The following is a 14,008-nucleotide window of genomic DNA, read 5'->3' as shown; positions in this document are numbered from 1 at the left end:
TTGGTTTTGTGCTGGCCTGAAATGAGAATAAAAATTTACCCAGCGGCTCACACCGCGCACCGCTGCGTTCCGTGATCGCATTCATGGTTTTAATTTGCCCACTCAGGTCTACTTTCAGTTCAAAATATGGACATGTTAAGACGCGATGCACGACTGAATACGCGCAGAGAGGTCTACAGGTGATCTACAAATCCATTGCCGACAGATTACGTCTGCGGCTCAATTCGTCGGATTACAATGTCGGCAGCCCGCTGCCCGGCGAAAAAGCGCTGGCGCAGGAGTTTGGCGTGGCGCGGATGACCATTCGCAAGGCCATCGATTTGCTGGTCGGCTGGGGGCTGGTAGTGCGCCGTCACGGCAGCGGCACCTTTGTTGCGCGCAAGGATGTTCATCATGAAACCACCAATCTGACCGGGCTGGTGGAGGTCTTGCGCCAGCAGGGTAAAGAGGTGCAGAGCAAGGTATTGCAGTTTGAAGTGATGCCCGCCCCGCCCGCCATCGCCAGCCAGCTGCGTATTCAGATTGACGAGCGGATCTACTTTTCGCGTCGGGTGCGTTACGTGGAGGGAAAACCGCTGATGCTGGAAGACAGCTTTATGCCCGTGAAGCTGTTCCGCAACCTGTCGCTGGCGCACCTTGAAGGATCGAAGTTTGATTACATCGAGAAGGAGTGCGGGATCACCATCAGCGGGAACTACGAGAGCCTGACGCCGGTGCTGGCTGACCGGCAGCTGGCGAATCTGATGAACTTACCGGAACAGACGCCGCTGCTGCGCATTACGTCCTTGTCCTACAGCGACAGCGGCGAGTTCCTGAATTACTCCGTGATGTTCCGCAATACCAGCGATTACCAGGTGGACTACCATCTGCGGCGTATCCACACGGACGCGTTGTTAGCCTATCCCCCAGAACAGCACGGCCAGTAGCTGCGGCGTGATGATGCGCAGGAACATCACCAGCGGATAAACGGTGGCGTAGGAAAGTGCCGCCGCGCCGCTGGTGGCGTGCAGATTGTTGGCGAAGGCCAGCGCCGGAGGATCGGTCATCGAGCCGGCCAGCATGCCGCACAGGGTCAGGTAGTTCATCTTCGCGAAGATCCGCGCCAGAATCCCGACCGTTAGCAGCGGAACCGCCGTGATGATAATTCCGTAGCCAATCCAGCTTATCCCCTCGCCCTGCGTCAGAGTGTGGATAAAGTCGCCGCCAGATTTCAGCCCCACTACCGAGAGGAACAGCACAATGCCCAGCTCGCGCAGGGCCAGGTTGGCGCTTGGCGGCATGAACCAGTACAGCTTCCCGATACAGCCGATACGCCCCAAAATCAGCGCCATGATCAGCGGCCCGCCCGCCAGACCGAGCTTGAGCGCTACCGGGAATCCGGGCACGTAGAGGGGAATTGAGCCGAGCAGCACCCCCAGCCCGATACCGATAAACACCGGCAGCATCTGCACCTGCTGCAATTTTTGCTGCGCATTGCCGACCATATCGGCGACGGCATCGATGGATGACGGGCGGCCAACCAGATTGAGGATATCGCCAAACTGCAGGCTGGCATCCGGACTGGCAACCAGTTCAACGCCCGCACGATTCAGGCGTGAGATCACTACGTCGTATCGCTCTTTTACCTGCAGATCGCGGATTTTCTTGCCCAATACCTGCTCATTGGTGACCACAACGCGTTCCACGCACATGTCGGTGCCCCGCGTCGAGAGGGAGGTGTCTACCTCCTGGCCGATCACCAGTTGCGCGCTGTGCAGATCGCCGGGCTGGCCGACCAGGTGCAATAAGTCCCCGAGCTGAATCACAGTGCCGGGGGACGGGACCATCAGCATTTCGTCCCGCTTCAGGCGCGAACAGATGATATTGACGCTATTCAGAATCGGCACATCCTGAATCGCCATGTGGTTCAGATTGGGGTTTTCGACGCGAATGTTGATGGTTTTGATCAGCATGTGGCCGTTGGTGATCGTGGATTCATGCTTTTTGGCTTCGTCGTCCACGTTGATACGAAACAGCACACGCACCAGCCACATGGTAAGCAGAATGCCGCAAATACCAAACGGGTAAGCCATCGCATAGCTCATCCCCATCTGATCCACTACGCCGGGCGCAATGCCCAGATCGCGCAGAATTTGCTGTCCGGCCCCCAGCGCAGGAGTATTGGTGACCGCGCCGGAGAAAATCCCCAACACCACCGGGAGCGGAATATCAAAGATTTTATGCAGAATGGCGGTGACGAGGCCGCCCATGGCGACAATGCCGAGAGCAAAGAGATTCAGCCGCAGCCCGGAGACGCGCAGCGAGGCGAAAAACCCAGGTCCGACCTGAATGCCGATGGTGTAGACGAAGAGGATCAGGCCGAATTCCTGAATGAAGTGCAGCATTTCAGCGCTGAGGGTTAACCCAAGCTGATCGGCGAAATGGCCGACAAAAATACCGCCGAAAAGCACTCCGCCAATGCCAAATCCGACACCGCGGATTTTGATATTGCCAATCCACAGCCCAACCACTGCAACCAGGGCCAACACGCTAACCGTTAACGCGATATCACTCATGACCTTTTCCCTGCGCATATCCTTAGTGATTAAGGGGATTCTCGCAGAGGTTATGGGGTTTGTATGGGCGATGGCGCACAAAAAAGCCCCGCGAAAGCGGGGCTTAGTCGTTTGCTTTGCCCGCAGACACTGCCCTTGAGCAGGCCTGCGGGTTTTGTTGGCCGGGAAAGCGTAGCGCCTTCCGACACAAATTAGCTGTTCAGCGCCGGACGTTCGCTGATGGCGATTTTCTGCGGTGCCAGTGCTTCCGGCACGTTGCGAGTCAAATCAATGTGCAACAGCCCGTTGGTAAAGGTCGCTCCGGAGACTTCCATATGGTCAGCCAGGGTAAAGCTCAGGCTAAACGGCTGAGTCACCAGGCCCTGATGCAGCCACTGGGTCTCGGTTTGTGGTTTTTCCGGCGTCCCTTTCACCGTCAGGCGCGCGCCTTCGAGCTGGATATCGAGATCCTCCTGACGGAATCCGGCCAGCGCCAGCGTGATGCGGTAGTGGTTGTCATCGCTTTTTTCGATGTTGTACGGCGGAAAACTCTGTTGTTCAGCCGTGCTTTGCAGGGCGTTAGCCAGTTTGTCAAAACCAATCCACTGACGCAGCAGGGGGGATAAATCGTAGTTACGCATTGTTAATCTCCTTCTGAGAAGCGAGTTAAGCACTGTTTTTAGTGCGCAGTTGTTCCTGCAAATCCACATGGATTCGCACAGGCTCCCGTTTCGGCAAGCCACTCTGGTTGGGCCGCGCGAGCGACCCGCTTAAATTAGTTGATCTCGATACGGCGCGGTTTTTTCTCTTCCGGAATCACACGTTCCAGATCGATAAACAGCAGACCGTTCACCAGGTTTGCACCGTAAACGTGGATATTTTCGGCGAGCTGGAATTTGCGTTCAAAGTTGCGCTCAGCAATGCCCTGGTAGAGATAGGTACGTTCTTTCTGCTCTGCCGTATGTGCGCCTTTCACCACCAGCAGGTTGTCCTGCGCGGTGATTTCCAGTTCGCTCTCAGCGAAACCGGCGACAGCAATGGCAATGCGGTAGTGGTTTTCGTCAACCAGCTCAACGTTGTATGGAGGGTAACCGTTACCCTGGCTTTGGTTATTTTCTAAATGGTTGAACAGGCGATCAAAACCAATAGCAGAACGGTACAGCGGGGAAAAATCGAAATTACGCATAAATCAACGCTCCTGAAATCAGCGAGTAATGTTTGCCTTCCACCATGGACAGGCCGTTGTGCCACCAAACACCCATCAGGCGTGTTCGTTCTTCGGCTACACAGATAAAGTGGGTCTGATTCCGATCATTTCAAGAGGTTAAATGCGAGATTTTTTTGCACTTTGCTGGGTCTCGCATAGACTGGGACTACAGCACAAAGAGTGAAATTGCGATGGCTGCCACAGAGCGGCGCTTTCCAGCTATTCTTTTCGCACATGGCTCGCTATAACTCGATATTGCGGTTATGTCTCGCCATTAACATTGATTAACAGATGATGAATAATGTTCTGATAAAGCTGACAACATGCAGCGTAGTGGTATTACTTTGCGGGTGTTCGAGCGTGATGTCTCACACCGGCGGTAAAGAAGGAACATATCCGGGCACGCGCGCCAGCGCGAATATGATTTCGGATGATGAGACGAACTGGGGCACCAAATCCCTGGCGATTCTGGATCTGCCGTTTACAGCGGTGCTGGATACGCTGTTAGTCCCGTGGGATCTGTTCCGCACCGATAGCTCGGTGCGTTCACGCGTGGAAAAAAGCGAAAAGCAGAATATGGCCACCAACAGCGTTATCCCACCCGCTGAGATGACAGCGCCCTGATTACTTCCCGGTTTCCGTGACCCAAAGCTGACGGAAACCGGCAGTCTCTTCCATCCACGCCACATAGCGGCCATCCGGCGAGAATACCACCGCATCACCCGAGGGCGGATTGCCGTGATCGGACGTCAAAAACGTCACTTCACCGCTTCGCGCATCGCAGCAGGCGATGCGGTTGTCCAGCACAAATCCAAGCGCTTCCCCCGACGGATGCCAGTTAAACGCCGACTGAATATCGCGGGTGTTATGCGTCAGCTGGCGTGGCTCACCGCCCTCTGGTGCGATAAGCCACAGCTGCACAATGCCACGCTCATCGCGCATCAAAAATGCGATTTCACCGCCCTGCGGATGGCTGCGCACCCAGTGGCGCGGCACGTTGACCAGCCCCGGATAGCGGTTTTCATGGGTAAACGTTAAACGCCGCTGCACCACGCCAGCAGGCGGTGCGGGCAGGGTCTGCTCCGTCCCTTCCAGCGGTTCGTCGCCCGCCCGTTTCCAGCCTGCCTCATCGTCTGGAAGATCGACGATAAACAGCTCCGGCACTTTTTCACCGCGTTCAGAGAGCGTGTCGCCGATAAAGGCCAGCTGGCGGTTACCCACCCAGCCCTCTTCATAGGCGCGGTTGATCTCATCGCTGCCAGGCCGTGGCGTAGGCGTCGTGCGGCTGATCAGTACGCTCCAGAACGTTCCGGCATATTCGCGCGGATGATTGCCCTGCGGCGTCACCGGGCCGAACGGCGCGGCGACGCCGACATTGCGCAGATCCAGCGTCACGTCGCGTTCGTGCATCACATGGTCGTTATAGGTAAAACTGACCCGTTGCCCGTTGGGGCTGAAGACGTGAACGTGGCTCCCGCCGCGCAGCGCGCCGGGGGTATAGGGCGCAGTGATGTCCATGGCATCGAGATTACTGACTTGGCCGTTGCGGGCAATCACACCGCGACGATGGTGAAAGTCGTAATGCCAGCCCGCATCCGGGTTTTCCGGGCCGTGAATAAAGACGTACTGTTCCTCAAGAGGATGAACGGTCACCACGCCCACGTGCGCGCCATTTTTAGCGCGGTAAATAACCTCGGTTTCGCCCGTCTTCACGTTGACTCGCTCGATCGTCTCGCCCGTAAAGGACGCGCCGGACGGTCGCACGTCAAACGCCAGCCATTGGCTGTCAGGCGTCCAGGTATTGGTATTCGTGAGTTGATGATGACGGGGAGCGAAGGTGATTTGTTTCATGGAGAGACCCTGATGCGCGGTTATCGCATCAGGGTAAAGCATCGCGAAGATTTAGCCTACTCGTTTAACATCACCGACCAGCAGGATGTAGGAGAGCGCGCCAATCAGGGTGATGACGGAGATGTAGGTCAGAGCAGGTGCAAAGCCGTGCGCCTGCGCCAGATAGCCAATGACCAGCGGAACGGTGATACCGCCTAACCCGCCGGCAAAGTTAAACACGCCTCCGGTGAGGCCAATCAGACGCATCGGTGCCAGCGAGGAGACCAGCGACCAGGTGATGGACGCAAAACCGTTGCCGAAGAAGGCCACCGCCATCAGCACGGTGATCCACACCGGGTCATTGGTGTAGTTCGCGCCCATGATGCAGGTGGAGAGCAGCAGGCCGAAGATGATGGGCAGCTTGCGCGAGAAACCAATCGAGAAGCCTTTGCGCACTAACATATCGGCGATCCAGCCCGACAACAGCACCCCCACGAACGCTGCCAGGAACGGAACCGTGGTCATGAAACCGGCTTTCAGCGCGGTAATGCCTTTTTCCTGGGTCAGATAGTTCGGGAACCAGGTCAGGAAGAACCACAGGGTAGACGCAATCGCGAACTGCCCGAGATAAACGCCCACCAGCTTGCGGTGGAAAACCAGTTTCCAGTCACTTTTGGTCAGGCGGGTGCGCCCCTTGCTTTCAATCTGCGCATCGCCATCCACCAGACCGCCGCCCTGCTCGATGTAATTCAGTTCAGCTGTGGTGATACCTTTGGTTTTACGCGGTGACTGATAGACCTTAAACCAGACAAACGACCAGATAATCCCGACGCCGCCGGTGATGATGAACACCCAATGCCAGCTCAGCGACTCCTGGATCCAGATCAGCAGCGGCGTGAGGAACGCCAGGCCTACGAACTGTCCGGAGGTGTAGAACCCCACCGCCGAGGCGCGTTCATGCTCCGGGAACCAGCTGGTCACCATGCGGTTGTTGGTCGGGAAAGCGGGCGCTTCGAAGATCCCGGTGATGGCACGCAGGCCAATCAGCGACAGCAGTCCGGTGGCAAAGCCCTGGAACAGGGTGGCAACGGACCAGCCAAAAATCGCGATGCAGTAGGTGGTGCGGGAGCCTAAGCGGTCCAGCACACGTCCACCAGGGATCTGGCACAGGGTATACATCCAGGCAAACGCCGAGAAGATGTAGCCCATCTCGGTTTTCGAAATGCCAAACTCTTCCTGAATATGCGCGGACGCCACGGCCAGGTTGGCGCGGTCAACGTAGCAAATCACCACAGTAATAAAAATCATCAGCAGCGTCAGGTAACGACGACGGCCTGTTTTTGCGGTAGTCACAGAAATATCCATTAATCTGTCTCCAGATTTTGGGCATAGCGATACACGTCACCATGCCCTGTAAGTTACAGAGGGTTATGTTTTTGTGGGTAAGAATTTTTGCCCGGGAATATGGCGCTGACCGGGCTTACGAAATGGTGATCACCACTCCGCTACGCTACCATCCGAATATCGCCACAGCGGGTTACGCCAGTCGGAGGCGTTTTTACTCAGCTCAATCACTTTGGCTTCGTCAATGTCCACGCCAAGACCCGGTTTGGTTAACGGTTTGAAGAACCCGCCTTCCATGCTGAAGTCTTCTTTGTTTTTCACAAAATCGAGCAGCTCAGCACCTTTGTTGTAATGGATGCCCATGCTCTGCTCCTGGAATACCGCGTTACGCGAGACGAAGTCCACGTGCAGACAGGCGGCCAGGGCAATCGGTCCCAGCGGACAGTGTGGTGCCAGCGCCACGTCGTAAGCTTCGGCCATACCAGCGATTTTGTAGCATTCGGTGATACCCCCAGCGTGGGACAAATCCGGCTGCAGAATCGCCAGGCCGCCCGCTTCCAGCACACGTTTGAATTCGAAGCGCGAGAACATACGTTCGCCCGCCGCGATGGGAATATGGGTCTGTGCCGCCAGCTTCGGATAGTACTCGGCCTGCTCCGCCAGTACCGGCTCTTCGATAAACAGCGGGCGGTACGGCTCCAGCTCTTTGATCAGCACTTTCGCCATCGGCGCGCTGACGCGACCGTGGAAATCGAGGCCAAACTCAATCTCATTGCCAAAGGCTTCGCGGATTTGCGCCACCGTATTCACGGCGTTATCCACCGCGCGGGAGCTGTCAATGACGCCCATCTCTTCGCAGCCGTTAAGCTTGAAGGTATCAAAGCCAATTTTGCGCAGCGTTTTGATGCCGTCGATCACCTCTGCCGGACGGTCACCGCCGACCCAGCTGTAGGCTTTAATTTTGTCGCGCACCAGACCGCCCATCAGCTGCCAGACCGGAGCGTTCAGCACTTTGCCTTTGATATCCCACAGCGCCTGATCGATACCGGCGATGGCGCTCATCAGGATCGGGCCGCCGCGATAAAATCCGCCGCGGTACATTACTTGCCACAGGTCGTTAATACGCGCCGGGTCCTGACCGATCAGGAACTCTTTCAGCTCATGCACCGCCGCTTCGACGGTACGCGCGCGGCCTTCAATTACCGGCTCGCCCCAGCCGACGACGCCTTCGTCGGTTTCGATTTTTAGAAACATCCAGCGCGGGGGTAAACGGTACGTGGTGATGTTGGTAATTTTCATTTCACTGCCTCTCGATACGCCTTAACAAACGCGGCTGCCTGCGCTGCGGTACGCTCAACGGACTGCCCGGCGCGATAGAGATCGCTGCCAAGCCCTGCCCCTGCACAACCGGCATTCAGCCACTGCGTCAGGTTTTCCGGCGTCACGCCCCCCACGGCAAAGACCGGAACATCAGCCGGAAGTACCGCTTTCAGCGCTTTGATGTAATCCGGGCCGAAGGCCGACGACGGGAAAATTTTCAGCGCCTGAGCGCCCGCATCCAGCGCGGTAAAAGCTTCGGTGGCAGTCGCACAGCCAGGACAGACGGTCATGCCGTAACTTACCGCGCGGCGGATGACCTCAGGTTGAATGTTGGGCGTGACGATAAGCTTGCAGCCCATACTGGCGAGTTGTTCGACCTGCTCGGGCTTTAAGACCGTACCCGCGCCAATTAGCGCTCTGTCGCCAAACGCGTCCACCACTGCCGGGATGCTTTTTTCCCACTGCGGTGAATTGAGCGGGATTTCCACCGCGTCAAATCCGGCGTCGATGACTGCGCCCACGTGTGCGAGCGCGTCGTCCGGCGTAATGCCGCGCAAAATCGCGATGAGAGGGAGATTAGTTTGCCACTGCATGAGCGATGCTCCTTATACCTGCCTGGAATGCCACGTCGCCTTCAAGCGTTGAAACTTCGCGACCACAGGCGCGAAACGCCTGCTGGTAACGAGCGGTTAACGATGAACCCGCGACAAGGGTGATGTCCTGCTGCCCGGCGAACTGCTCGCCCAGGGTGGCGACTTCTGCGCCAATCAGCAGACCGGAGAGAAATTCGCTGACCTGTTCACGCGGGAGAGTCCCCAGCACGTGTGAAGCGCGAACTTCAAAAAGTTGTGGCAGAACGGCAGGCGAAGCGAGACCGCGTGCAAGCCCTGCAGCAAAAGCCTCAGGAGAGGGTTGCTGCTCCGGCAGGCCTGCTCCCACCAGCGAATGGCGCAGCAGCACGTGATGCAATTCGCCGGTCAGTACGGTCCGAAAATCGTGGATCTGCTCCGCGTCGGCATGCACCCATTTGCAGTGCGTGCCGGGCATAACATAGACAGAAGAAGGAGAAAGGGTGCGCGCGCCGAGCAGCTGTGTCTCTTCGCCACGCATCACGTTATGGTTATCGTCACGGGAAACGCAAAGTCCGGGAATAATCCAGATATTGTCGCCAACGGACGTTAACGTCTCACCAATAGCGGAGAAATGGGCAGGAACAGGTAAGTACGGCGCGACTTTCCAGCCCACGTTGCTGCCTACCATCCCTGCCATGACCACCGGTGTCGCGCCTTCGCGCCAGTTTTCAGTGACTTCTGCTAACACCGCCTGAGGGGATTTACCGTTCAGGCGCGTGACGCCTGATTCTGATTGCCTGCTTTCCAGGCATTTATCGCCTTCATAAAGCCAAGCGCGCAGATTGGTCGATCCCCAGTCAATAGCGATGTAGCGAGATGTCATGTGATTTCCTTTAACCTTCGTGTCGAACTGGCGATCATGGCGAGCGCCGCTTGCTCTGCCGCATTGCTGTCCTGATGTCGTATCGCATCAAACAGCACTTTATGTTCCTGCAGGGTCTTGGGCATGTTGGCCTCATCCCCCATCCAGGTCCGTTCAAAAACTGCGCGCTGTAGCGAGCTGATCGCCACGCTAAGCTGCTGTAAAACCGGGTTATGCACTGATTCCAGCACCGCCTCGTGATAGCGGATATCCGCTTCGTTAAAGGCGTCCCTGTCCTGGTTGTTGGCGATCATGTCGTTGAGCGCCGCTTCGATCTGGGCCAGGTCCCCTGAGGTCGCCCGCTCGGCTGCCCAGCGGGCAATTGCCGGTTCCACCAGGTTTCGTACCTCGCTCATCGCACCGATGAGCTGCGGGTCGTCGTCGTTTGCCAACACCCATTGCAAAACGTCGGTGTCGAGGTAGTTCCACTGTTTACGCGGGGCGACAAAGGCGCCGCGATAACGCTTCATTTCGATCAGCCGTTTCGCCATTAGCGAGCGAAACACTTCGCGGATGATGTTGCGCGAGGTTTCAAACTCCTCGCACAGCTCGGCCTCGGCCGGCAACGGCGAACCCGGTACGTACTTACCGCTGACAATCTGATTGCCCAGCGCGATGACGATGCGGTCGGTTTTGTTGAGAGTCATGGAGAATCCTTGTTTCTTTTGTCCATCACTACTTTACCGCGACCGATGAGTTTCACCTCACTTTTGCAGTACAAACGTGAGGTCGTTCGTCAATTCCATGGCCGTAATGTAGTACAATCATATTGTGTTGTACTACAATCCAGATCACAAAAAGAACAACCCATCGATCGACAGGCAAAAAAAAGCCCCGGTTAATCGCCGGGGCTGATGCGTTTGAGACGGTTTAGTTCAGCACGAACTTCTCGATCGCGTAGGCTACGCCATCTTCGAGGTTAGATTTGGTGACGAAGTTGGCCACTTCTTTCACCGACGGGATCGCGTTTTCCATTGCCACGCCCATACCCGCGTATTCAATCATCGCGATGTCATTTTCCTGATCGCCCAGGGTCATGATCTCTTCCGGCTTGATGCCCAGCGTATCGGCCAGCGATTTCACGCCAGTGCCTTTATTGACGCGTTTATCCAGGATTTCGAGGAAGTACGGCGCGCTTTTCAGCACGGTGTATTTCTCTTTCACTTCCGCCGGGATGCGGGCGATAGCCTGATCCAGAATCGCAGGCTCATCAATCATCATCACCTTCAGGAACTGCGTGGCCGGGTCCATATTTTCCGGCTCGCAGAACACCAGCGGAATGGTCGCCACGAAGGATTCATGCACGGTGTAGTAGCTGATGTCGCGGTTGGCGGTGTACAGCGTGTTCCGATCGAGCGCGTGGAAGTGAGAACCCACTTCGCGGGACAGTTTTTCCAGATACAGGTAATCGTCATAGCTCAACGCCGTTTGCGCGACCGTGCTGCCATCGCTGGCGTTCTGCACCAGCGCACCGTTGTAGGTGATGCAGTAATCGCCCGGTTGTTCCATGTGCAGCTCTTTCAGATAGCTGTGAACACCGGCATACGGACGCCCCGTGGTCAGTACCACGTTCACGCCTTTCGCACGAGCGGCGGCAATCGCATTTTTAACGGCAGGAGAGATAGTGTGGTCTGGCAGCAGCAGCGTGCCGTCCATATCGATTGCAATGAGTTTGATGGCCATGAGATCCCCGATTTAAATGAGTCTGTCCTCATGCTAACGCGATTCCGCACAGAAAACAGTAAAAGAGTCGTCGAGAAAGGGGGATGGGATTTAAAGAGGAGATTCCTCTTTTGCAGGCAAAGAAAAGCCCGGTGAGGCTACGCCTACCGGGCTTACAGAATCGACGGCCTGAATTAAATGTCGATATTCGCGGCTTTCAATGCGTTCTCTTCGATGAAGGCGCGGCGCGGTTCAACGGCGTCGCCCATCAGGGTAGTGAACAGCTGGTCAGCGGCGATCGCATCTTTCACGGTCACGCGCAGCATGCGGCGGCTTTCCGGGTCCATGGTGGTTTCCCACAGCTGATCCGGGTTCATTTCGCCCAGACCTTTATAACGCTGAATAGAGAGACCACGACGGGACTCTTTCACCAGCCACTCCAGCGCCTGCTCGAAGCTGGCTACCGGCTGACGGCGTTCGCCACGTTCGATAAACGCGTCTTCTTCGATCAGACCACGCAGTTTTTCGCCCAGCGTGCAGAGACGACGGTATTCGCCACCGGTCACAAACTCGTGATCCAGCGGATAGTCGGTGTCTACGCCGTGTGTACGTACGCGGATGATTGGCTCGAACAGGTGCTGTTCAGCGTTCTCGCGAACGTCAAACTGCCACATGCTGCCGTGCTGCTCGCTTTCGTTCAGCTCAGTCACCAGGGCGTTCACCCAGCGCGTCACTTTCTGCTCGTCACTGAGATCGGCTTCAGCCAGCGTCGGCTGATAAACCAGCTCTTTCAGCAGCGTGCGCGGGAAGCGACGCTCCATACGACCAATCATTTTCTGCGTCGCATTGTACTCAGAGACCAGTTTCTCCAGTGGCTCACCCGCCAGCGCCGGAGCGTGGGCATTCGCATGCAGGGTAGCGCCATCCAGAGCGATAGAGATCTGATACTGATCCATCGCTTCGTCGTCTTTAATGTACTGTTCCTGCTTGCCTTTCTTCACTTTGTACAGCGGTGGCTGTGCAATGTAGATGTGGCCGCGTTCAACGATTTCTGGCATCTGACGGTAGAAGAAGGTCAGCAGCAGCGTACGGATGTGTGAACCATCGACGTCCGCATCGGTCATGATGATGATGCTGTGATAGCGCAGTTTGTCCGGGTTGTACTCGTCGCGACCGATGCCGCAGCCGAGGGCGGTGATCAGCGTCGCCACTTCCTGAGAGGAGAGCATTTTGTCAAAGCGCGCCTTCTCAACGTTCAGGATTTTACCTTTCAGCGGCAGAATCGCCTGGTTCTTACGGTTACGGCCCTGCTTCGCAGAACCGCCCGCGGAGTCCCCTTCCACCAGGTACAGTTCGGAGCGAGCCGGATCGCGTTCCTGGCAGTCCGCCAGTTTGCCCGGCAGACCGGCCAGATCCAGCGCACCTTTACGGCGGGTCATTTCACGGGCTTTACGCGCCGCTTCACGGGCACGCGCCGCATCAATGATTTTGCCGACAACGATTTTCGCGTCAGACGGGTTTTCAAGTAGGTATTCGCTCAGCAATTCGTTCATCTGCTGTTCAACCGCAGATTTCACCTCGGAAGAGACCAGTTTGTCTTTGGTCTGAGAGGAGAATTTCGGGTCTGGCACTTTCACGGAAACCACAGCAATCAGGCCTTCACGGGCATCGTCACCGGTGGCACTGACTTTCGCTTTTTTGCTGTAGCCTTCTTTGTCCATGTAGGCGTTCAGGGTACGGGTCATGGCTGTACGGAAGCCGACCAGGTGCGTACCGCCGTCGCGCTGTGGAATGTTGTTGGTGAAGCAGTAGATGTTTTCCTGGAAACCGTCGTTCCACTGCAGCGCCACTTCCACGCCGATGCCGTCTTTTTCGGTGGAGAAGTAGAAGATATTTGGGTGGATCGGCGTTTTATTCTTGTTGAGGTACTCAACAAACGCCTTGATGCCGCCTTCGTAGTGGAAATGATCTTCTTTACCGTCGCGCTTATCGCGCAGGCGGATGGACACGCCGGAGTTCAGGAACGACAGCTCGCGCAGACGTTTTGCCAGAATGTCGTATTCGAAGTCAGTCACATTAGAGAAGGTTTCGTGGCTCGGCCAGAAACGCACGGTGGTCCCGGTCTTTTCCGTTTCGCCAGTGACCGCCAGCGGTGCCTGTGGCACGCCGTGGGTATACACCTGGTGATGGATTTTACCTTCGCGGTAGATAACCAGTTCCAGCTTCTGCGACAGCGCGTTAACAACGGAAACGCCCACGCCGTGCAGGCCGCCGGACACTTTATAGGAGTTGTCATCGAATTTACCGCCTGCGTGCAGGACGGTCATGATCACTTCCGCAGCGGATACGCCCTCTTCCGGGTGAATGCCGGTCGGAATACCACGGCCATCATCCTGTACGGAAACGGAGTTATCGCCGTGGATGGTGACGATAATATCTTTACAGTGACCCGCGAGCGCTTCGTCGATAGCGTTATCCACAACCTCGAATACCATGTGGTGCAGACCGGTGCCGTCATCGGTATCGCCGATATACATACCTGGGCGCTTACGCACCGCATCCAGTCCTTTCAGGACTTTGATACTGGAGGAGTCATAAGAATTCGACATCAACGTTT

Annotated in this window: 12 protein-coding genes, 1 pseudogene and 1 other annotated feature; of the genes and pseudogenes, 2 read left to right on the top strand and 11 right to left on the bottom strand. The window is 56.4% G+C overall.

What is annotated here, in order from left to right; genetic code table 11:
* Positions 1 to 179: 179 nt before the first annotated feature.
* Entirely contained in the window at positions 180 to 926 is a 747-nt protein-coding gene (locus ETG88_RS16255) for a GntR family transcriptional regulator (protein WP_129035793.1), read from the top strand.
* On the opposite strand, the gene ETG88_RS16250 is transcribed toward ETG88_RS16255, so the two are convergent.
* The 3 genes from ETG88_RS16250 to ibpA all read right to left on the bottom strand — a co-directional run bounded on the left by ETG88_RS16250 (position 894) and on the right by ibpA (position 3,720).
* Complete coding sequence (locus tag ETG88_RS16250) at positions 894 to 2,555, bottom strand: putative transporter (protein ID WP_129035792.1); 1,662 nt, start codon at positions 2,553 to 2,555, stop codon at positions 894 to 896. The genes ETG88_RS16255 and ETG88_RS16250 overlap by 33 nt on opposite strands.
* A 191-nt stretch (positions 2,556 to 2,746) precedes the next feature.
* Entirely contained in the window at positions 2,747 to 3,175 is a 429-nt protein-coding gene (gene ibpB / locus ETG88_RS16245; protein WP_100778267.1) for a small heat shock chaperone IbpB, read from the bottom strand.
* A gap of 134 nt (positions 3,176 to 3,309) precedes the next feature.
* On the bottom strand, positions 3,310 to 3,720 hold the full coding sequence (gene ibpA / locus ETG88_RS16240) for a small heat shock chaperone IbpA (RefSeq protein WP_100778268.1): 411 nt from the start codon (positions 3,718 to 3,720) through the stop codon (positions 3,310 to 3,312).
* Positions 3,714 to 3,786 (bottom strand) — a sequence feature (ROSE (Repression Of Heat Shock gene Expression) occurs in the 5'-region of heat shock genes and acts as an RNA thermometer to modulate expression.). (Overlaps the previous gene by 7 nt.)
* A 246-nt stretch (positions 3,787 to 4,032) precedes the next feature.
* Here ibpA and ETG88_RS16235 point away from each other — a divergent pair.
* On the top strand, positions 4,033 to 4,365 hold the full coding sequence (locus ETG88_RS16235) for a YceK/YidQ family lipoprotein (RefSeq protein WP_100778269.1): 333 nt from the start codon (positions 4,033 to 4,035) through the stop codon (positions 4,363 to 4,365).
* Here ETG88_RS16235 and ETG88_RS16230 read toward each other — a convergent pair whose 3' ends face one another.
* From ETG88_RS16230 to gyrB, 8 genes and pseudogenes are all read right to left on the bottom strand, one after another.
* Positions 4,366 to 5,592 (bottom strand): YidR family protein, encoded by a 1,227-nt coding sequence (locus tag ETG88_RS16230; protein ID WP_187469899.1) that lies wholly within the window; start codon positions 5,590 to 5,592, stop codon positions 4,366 to 4,368.
* Between the two features lie 51 nt (positions 5,593 to 5,643).
* Positions 5,644 to 6,979, bottom strand: a pseudogene (locus ETG88_RS16225) (MFS transporter).
* Positions 6,980 to 7,065: 86 nt separating this feature from the next.
* Entirely contained in the window at positions 7,066 to 8,214 is a 1,149-nt protein-coding gene (dgoD, locus tag ETG88_RS16220) for a galactonate dehydratase (protein ID WP_129035789.1), read from the bottom strand.
* Positions 8,211 to 8,828 (bottom strand): 2-dehydro-3-deoxy-6-phosphogalactonate aldolase, encoded by a 618-nt coding sequence (locus ETG88_RS16215; RefSeq protein ID WP_129035788.1) that lies wholly within the window; start codon positions 8,826 to 8,828, stop codon positions 8,211 to 8,213. The genes dgoD and ETG88_RS16215 overlap by 4 nt, the downstream gene beginning before the upstream one ends.
* Positions 8,812 to 9,690, bottom strand: a complete 879-nt coding sequence (locus ETG88_RS16210) for a 2-dehydro-3-deoxygalactonokinase (protein WP_129035787.1) — start codon at positions 9,688 to 9,690, stop codon at positions 8,812 to 8,814. Before ETG88_RS16210 ends, ETG88_RS16215 begins: the two co-directional genes overlap by 17 nt.
* Positions 9,687 to 10,376, bottom strand: a complete 690-nt coding sequence (dgoR, locus tag ETG88_RS16205; RefSeq protein WP_100778275.1) for a D-galactonate utilization transcriptional regulator DgoR — start codon at positions 10,374 to 10,376, stop codon at positions 9,687 to 9,689. The genes ETG88_RS16210 and dgoR overlap by 4 nt, the downstream gene beginning before the upstream one ends.
* Before the next feature lie 223 nt (positions 10,377 to 10,599).
* A complete protein-coding gene (gene yidA / locus ETG88_RS16200) occupies positions 10,600 to 11,412 on the bottom strand; it encodes a sugar-phosphatase (RefSeq protein ID WP_100778276.1) in 813 nt (270 codons plus the stop codon).
* A gap of 173 nt (positions 11,413 to 11,585) precedes the next feature.
* Positions 11,586 to 14,000: a DNA topoisomerase (ATP-hydrolyzing) subunit B gene (gene gyrB / locus ETG88_RS16195; protein WP_100778277.1), complete on the bottom strand. Its 2,415-nt coding sequence runs from the start codon at positions 13,998 to 14,000 to the stop codon at positions 11,586 to 11,588.
* Between the last annotated feature and the right edge of the window lie 8 nt (positions 14,001 to 14,008).

This window comes from Lelliottia nimipressuralis, from assembly GCF_004115925.1.
Lineage (GTDB): Bacteria > Pseudomonadota > Gammaproteobacteria > Enterobacterales > Enterobacteriaceae > Enterobacter > Enterobacter nimipressuralis.
This window is presented reverse-complemented; position numbering and strand designations above follow the sequence as displayed.